This window comes from Terriglobia bacterium (assembly GCA_020072565.1).
Lineage (GTDB): Bacteria > Acidobacteriota > UBA6911 > UBA6911 > UBA6911 > JAFNAG01.
The window spans coordinates 1-5909 of record JAIQGI010000117.1 but is presented as its reverse complement, the minus strand read 5'-3'; the positions used below and the strand labels follow the sequence as shown (position 1 = coordinate 5909).

The window sequence follows — 5909 nt, the reverse complement described above, 5'->3', positions numbered from 1 at the left end:
ATGAGCCCCCTTGGCACGAGCTGAGGGGCTTGGCAACCCATAGAAATGCCCGGAATTTCGCGCACCGGCGTGGCGGCAACGCGGGAGCGGAAGTTTCAGGGCTTAGGCGAACGGTTGTCCGTGGAAATCCAGGCTAGCCAGTCTTGCGGCCATACCTCGCATCGCAAGAGAAACCGGAGGCGATGTCTTGATTGCAGATGTCAAAGAAGATCTGGCCGGCGCTCTGGATGAGGCAATATCTAATCTAAAACAAGGATATGTTTTGGGGTTTGTCCCTTCCAACATCGGCGAGGCGGGAAGTTATCATCGGCTTGACGTTCAAATCAGGGAGGAGAGACGTTGCCCCAAGTGCCGGATTCAGGCGCGCATCGGCTACTATGCCGGCGTGCAGACCGGCCCGGGCTCGATCCCTGAAACTCCTGCAATCAAGGCTTCCATTGGCCCGATTGCGGACATCGGCTTCGTACAGATGAATGTGGGCGCAGGCATGACGGTTCAGCTGGATGGGAGCGGATCCGGCGATCCCGCCGGGAATCCAATCACCTATCGATGGTGCCTCACGGCGCCTGCGGGAAGTTCGGCGGTCTTATCCGGGCCCGAAGATCCGAGGCCGAGCTTCATGACGGACAAAGCCGGCAAGTATGTCGTCGAACTCATCGTAAGCAACGGCGACCTGTCCAGTGCGGCCGCAAAGGCATTGGTGCTGGTGAGAGATCCGAGGGAGGGTGTGGATTCTCTTAGATCCCCCGATATGTCTCGGACTATTATCAGATCCGCTCTCAACCTCATAACAAACCAGCCCGACCCGGAAGAAGCGGCTGTACAGAAGTCAATCATGGCTGCCCGCGACTACAATTGGGATCTCGACGGTCTAGCAATAGACGTCGACATTACAACTGCGAGGGACGCCAAAAACAAGCCCTTGGTCAAGATCGACCTCCAAATCGGAGCTGAGAATGTCGCCTTCAGGGTTGACGGCGACCGGCATGTGGGCCAACTCAGGATCACGGCCTTTTATGCCGATTCCAAGGGCAAGCTCCTGGGCGCCGACTGGAAAAGGATGGATCTGCATCTCTATGAGGCGACCTATCAGCGCATCTTGCAGAAAGGAATCGCGTATTCCACCACGATCCCTCTCAAATCACCCAGCCAGATCATCAGGGTGATCGTCTATGATCTCGGGAGCAACCGAATGGGCAGCCGGCTCATGAGAGTGAAGTGAAATGGCGAGGGAGGTGAAGCCGCGCCGCCACTATGACCGGGAAGGGGAAGGAGGGTATGCCGGCACCACCGGTGCGCCCGCCGATTGGTGCTGGTCCTGAAGGATAGATGGTTTATTTGGACACCCATCAAATACACGGCAAAAAGTGGGTGTCCACGATTACAACAGAGCCGCAAGGAACGCACTGGGAATGACTTAATCGTCGTGGGAGTCACGCCCTCAGGGAAATGGGGACAATTTGTCACCCATTTCCCTGACACGGCAATGTGACTTTATTTCTTGGGAATGAGGGACTCGATGCTGTTGGCTGCGCCGCAGCTGACCGGCGCAGGCATCCTCTCGGCTGAGCCGGTCCCGCCTGCTCCGCGTGCTACGCCACCACCGACTCCGACTCCTCTGCCGCCGGCGCCTGCTCCGCCCGCGACTCCTCCACCTCCGGAACGCGCGACACCGCCAACAGTGTCGAGCCTGGCGGTCAACAACTGGAGCATGAGTTCCGGTGCTCCCGGGCCGTCATCCACCAGGAGCCATAAAGGTGCACTGGCGCCGCCTTCAAGAACAGGCTCGCTGCAGAGCAACTCATACGTGCTGCCGTTCCACTTAAAGCGGATGGAATTCCCCTCGATCGTGCCCGCAAGGCTAAAATCGTACCTATCCCAGGCTTGCGTGGACATGATGAACCGCTGTTGCGGCTTGAGGGAAAAATGGACAAGCCTGCCGTTGCACCCGCCGCTTCCGACCGAGGCTGTCAGCTTGCCGTCAACGACCACATCGAATCCGAATGCCCAGATGTTCGAGGTATCCGGGACCTGGCCCGCTTGCACGCCTGCCGCAGATGAATTCTGCATCATGATCCGGTGCGTGGAAGCCACCTTGATGATGTCGGAAATCTTGCCGCCCGTCTCCGGATTGGCGAGAATCTCCATGGAGAGGACGTCGCCATCCGAGACCCGCTGGGAAGCCGGATACTGGGAAGGCAAGAATGTCACGTTTGGTTGAACCGGAGCGGAGTCGACCCGCGCCGCAACAGTGGGCGCTCCGCGCGTCACGGCCCCACCACCAACGCCGCCACCGCCTCCGCCAACGCGTGCACCAGCGGCTCCGCCAATGCGTCCACCAGCACCGCCTCCGCCGGGGATGCCGGACTGGAATTTCTGCAGGCTTTCGGGGCTGAGCGCTTTCACGGTCACAAGGAACTGGCTGGAATTCGGCACTGCTTCGACGACAAAATCGTAACCGAAGTAGAACGACCCGTCGGCATTGAAAATGACCCTCTGAATCGCGTCACTGCCGACGTAAGTGCGTCCCTGGACGATCCGCTGGCCACCCTCGGATGTCAGAATGGGCCTGAATGACACGAGGATCCTGTGAAAGGTAACCAGAGATCCTACTCCAGCACCGCCTCCCCCTCTGCCGCCCCCACCCGGGACAGCCTGCTGAAATCCCCACGCCGAGACCGCGAGGGTCATACTCAGAATCAAGAGTCCGCGCAATTTAACGTTCATTTTTGTTCTCCTTTTAACACGCGTATTTGAAGTTCAGCTACCGGGCGATAGCCGGTAAGTTCCATAGGCAAGCTTTCATTCTCCAGCGTTGCCGTCCCATGGGACGCACGCTGCCGTGAACTACCGGCAGGGACCGCCGGCAGATAGACGATCTGGGTCACGACTTTTTCCCGGACCACGGGAACTTCGACCACCCTTTCAGGCATAGACAGGACAGGAGCCGGAGGACTTGCGGAGAAAAGGAAATGACCGATGACCGTCATCGACGCCAGTTGCAGGACCAGCAGCAAGGCAAACACAGGCGCAGGCAGCCGCACCGGCTTCCTCCATACCGACACACGGCGGGGCAGCATTCCCGAGTACGTGGCGGCGATGCGCGCATCCAGATGGGGCGGAGGATCAGGTATCCGCCACTCTTGCAGAAGTTCCTTCAAGTCCCTTTCCATCTACAATTCCTCCACAGTCTGCGGATCGGAATTCCCGTTAAAGTAAGGCGCGAGGAGTCTCCTGAGATTCGTCCGGGCGCGATGCAGGCGCGCCTTAACCGATCCGAGATCGGCGCCCACGATCGCGGCCACTTCGGCGAGAGGAAGTTCTTCGTATTCGGCCAGCACGAGAACTTCCCTCTGCCTGGTTGGGAGACTGCCAACTGCGTACTTCACCACGTCGCATAGCTCCTTACCGAGGAGTTGGTCCAATGGACCGGCCGGCGCGGCAAGATCCATCGGGAGTTCCTCGGTTGCATCGTTGTCGGGTTCGCGCAGATGCTTTCGCGCCAGGTTGTGTGCGGCTGCGTAGAGATAGGTCCGCAGCGACGCGCGACCGGGATCGAATCTGCTGAAGTTACCGATCAACGAAGCGAAGCAATCGTGCATTACGTCCTCTGCCGCGGCGTGCGAACCGAGCAGGCGCAGCGTGTAGCTGTAAATCCCCTTGCGATAGCGTTCGTACAGCAGAAGAAATGCCGCTTCCTCCCCTGCTTTTGCACGACGGATTAATTCCGCGTCGTTCATGGGTGACTGTCCGGGAAACCGCCAACCGACACCAGAAAAGATGACAAAGACAGCGCCATATATATTTGCAAATGATCACCGCATGCAGAGAAAAGCGGCGCCGGGACGCCGCACTCCAAAGCCGCTGCGCGGCTCACTCAAACGCGCGTTCGGGTCCATACGGTCCGACCGCGCGTCTTTCCATCGATCAGGCTCTTGATGGCTCCACCTTATCCAATCTCGAATCTGATTCGGCGCCTACAGTATTATTACCTCGGCGCACCAAAAAGGTATGTTTCAATGATAGTAATTCGCTCTTTCCAGGCAGGAGGAGGATGGGATCACTTGGGGTGGAGATCACCCGGAATTATTACAGCGGTCAGGTGATGCAAGGGGTCTTCACCAAGCCGCGGAGAGCGAATCGAGAAAAAAGGTGAGGGGAAACCTTCCCCCTGCTCGGAGAATGCTTCGTCCCTTTTCCTGTCATCAGCGGGGCACACCTTTGTCGTGAGAGCCTGGTTCTGTTGCGCAATGACCGTCAGGGCAACGTGTCGAACGCTTCAGTCGATGCCGTCAAACAAGCGGCCGGCGGCCTCCCAGGCAAAAAAATCGGCATCCCTTTCCAGTGTTGTGGAAGCCCGGGGCGGCGGCGGCAGCGGCGGGGATCCCAGATTTTGAGGTGACGCAGGATCTTTTCGATCACGGCAGGATCTTCGATGAAGGTCTCCACATTCCAGATACTTGCGCATCACCTCGCCGATGACGGGGCGCCAGGTGCCGTACTGTTGCCGGTAGCGGTCGTCCCAGACGCGCGCGAACTCCTCGAAATAGTCTTCCACGAGCGCACAGAGAGAGCCGGCTTTCGCGTTACGCGGTTGATAAACGGCTGCAGGTGTTCTCTCCACGCCCTACATAACAGTCAGCTGCGGATTAGCGAGAGAGTTTGCCGACTGCGCCGGCAAATAGAATTTGAGGACAAATTCTATTTGCAACACAGTTGCATTAATAATATTCTTGCGCTCGAGATTTTAATGTTCGGAAGCATGCCATGAAGAAGACGACTCAACTCTTAAAGACTACTGGGCTCCGACGAACTACCGCGCGGGAAGCCATACTGCAGATGCTTGCCAGTGCAGGACGCCCGCTCTCGCACCAGGACATCCTCAAGCGACGAAAAGGGACGGTATCCCTCGACCGGGTGACGGTCTACCGAACCCTTGAAACCCTGCAAGAAGCGGGCCTTCTTCACCGAATTCAAGGCATGGATGGAAGCTGGCGGTTTTGCAGACATAAGTCCGAATCTCCCGACAAGTGCGCCGGCAACCACATCCATTTCCTTTGTTCAAGGTGCGATCAAATGTCCTGCCTGCCGGAGCAGCCCCTTCCGTGGGTTGCGGCCCCCGTAGGCGCGACTATTCACAGCAAACAATTGGTGGTTTATGGCCATTGCGCCGCATGCGTCGCCAAGGTAAAGGCTGTTGGCAAGAATCGTTAGGCCGTTGGTTTGTATCTTGCCGAATAGTGTCCTGGCGTGGAGGAGAGATCTGGTGTTTCATCGTCTGACCTTACGATCGATAGCTACAATGTTGTTGGGTTTCGCAGTACTTCCAATCCAGCTTGCTCATTCTCAAGCCGCCAGGGGATCCATCGGTGGAGAGGTGCGCGATCCTTCCGGAGCAGCAATTGCAAATGGGCAAATCAAGCTGGTTGAAATCCGGACCAATCAGGAGTACGCGGCTGAATGAATGATAGGGAATTGTTTTGGAGCGGGTCGGTGGGGATGGTGCAGCTGGCCTGGAAGCATCTCGAAAATATCCCCGATTTCGGATGGGAAGCAGCTGCCGCGTCCTTGAAAGGGAGCCCCAGGAGGGGAGACGGGGAGGGGGAGCGGGTCGGGACGTCCCGACCCGCTCCCCCTCCCCGGGCCCGCGCTGATTTCTGGCACACTCAAGGCAAGGGCGGCCGTCTTGAAAGCACATGAGCCCGGGACCGCCTCAGCCGGCCGCGTCCGGCGACTGGCCGGCCTTGTCAAGGCCGGCGATCTGCTCATGGTATTGGATCGCTCGCCCGGCGGGGCGCGGCGGCGGACGCTCGGGCCGGTGCCACAGCTTCAGGTGGCGCAGGATCCTTTCAATCACCGGGCCGTCGCCGATCAGGCTGATGATCTTAAGGGCGCCGGAGCAGCGGGGG

General features: G+C 58.5%; 8 protein-coding genes. 3 read left to right on the top strand and 5 right to left on the bottom strand.

From position 1 onward, the window contains the following. Positions 1 to 187: 187 nt before the first annotated feature. Positions 188 to 1222, top strand: coding sequence for a hypothetical protein (locus LAP85_29405; GenBank protein ID MBZ5500530.1), 1035 nt, complete (start codon positions 188 to 190; stop codon positions 1220 to 1222). Between the two features lie 272 nt (positions 1223 to 1494). Here LAP85_29405 and LAP85_29400 read toward each other — a convergent pair whose 3' ends face one another. The 4 genes from LAP85_29400 to LAP85_29385 all read right to left on the bottom strand — a co-directional run bounded on the left by LAP85_29400 (position 1495) and on the right by LAP85_29385 (position 4624). Beyond that, the gene (locus LAP85_29400) at positions 1495 to 2727 is read right to left on the bottom strand and encodes a hypothetical protein (GenBank protein MBZ5500529.1); all 1233 of its coding nucleotides are present in this window, start codon (positions 2725 to 2727) and stop codon (positions 1495 to 1497) included. After that, a complete protein-coding gene (locus tag LAP85_29395; GenBank protein ID MBZ5500528.1) occupies positions 2724 to 3173 on the bottom strand; it encodes a hypothetical protein in 450 nt (149 codons plus the stop codon). The genes LAP85_29400 and LAP85_29395 overlap by 4 nt, the downstream gene beginning before the upstream one ends. After that, positions 3174 to 3740 (bottom strand): sigma-70 family RNA polymerase sigma factor, encoded by a 567-nt coding sequence (locus tag LAP85_29390; GenBank protein ID MBZ5500527.1) that lies wholly within the window; start codon positions 3738 to 3740, stop codon positions 3174 to 3176. A 539-nt stretch (positions 3741 to 4279) separates the two neighbouring features. Further along, the gene (locus LAP85_29385; protein MBZ5500526.1) at positions 4280 to 4624 is read right to left on the bottom strand and encodes a hypothetical protein; all 345 of its coding nucleotides are present in this window, start codon (positions 4622 to 4624) and stop codon (positions 4280 to 4282) included. A 143-nt stretch (positions 4625 to 4767) separates the two neighbouring features. On the opposite strand from LAP85_29385, the gene LAP85_29380 reads away from it, so the two are divergent. Both LAP85_29380 and LAP85_29375 read left to right on the top strand, forming a co-directional pair. Continuing rightward, positions 4768 to 5214: a transcriptional repressor gene (locus LAP85_29380; GenBank protein ID MBZ5500525.1), complete on the top strand. Its 447-nt coding sequence runs from the start codon at positions 4768 to 4770 to the stop codon at positions 5212 to 5214. Positions 5215 to 5266: 52 nt separating this feature from the next. Continuing rightward, a complete protein-coding gene (locus LAP85_29375) occupies positions 5267 to 5464 on the top strand; it encodes a carboxypeptidase-like regulatory domain-containing protein (protein ID MBZ5500524.1) in 198 nt (65 codons plus the stop codon). Positions 5465 to 5713: 249 nt separating this feature from the next. Here LAP85_29375 and LAP85_29370 read toward each other — a convergent pair. Then, positions 5714 to 5909, bottom strand: a 196-nt coding sequence (locus tag LAP85_29370) for a hypothetical protein (protein ID MBZ5500523.1), incomplete at its 5' end; no start/stop codon positions are given.

Bases quoted from the DNA above. Each gene is read 5' to 3' on its own strand.
- LAP85_29400 (MBZ5500529.1), bottom strand. From the start codon at position 2,727: ATGAACGTTAAATTGCGCGGACTCTTGATTCTGAGTATGACCCTCGCG.
- LAP85_29390 (MBZ5500527.1), bottom strand. From the start codon at position 3,740: ATGAACGACGCGGAATTAATCCGTCGTGCAAAAGCAGGGGAGGAAGCG.
- LAP85_29395 (MBZ5500528.1), bottom strand. From the start codon at position 3,173: ATGGAAAGGGACTTGAAGGAACTTCTGCAAGAGTGGCGGATACCTGAT.
- LAP85_29380 (MBZ5500525.1), top strand. From the start codon at position 4,768: ATGAAGAAGACGACTCAACTCTTAAAGACTACTGGGCTCCGACGAACT.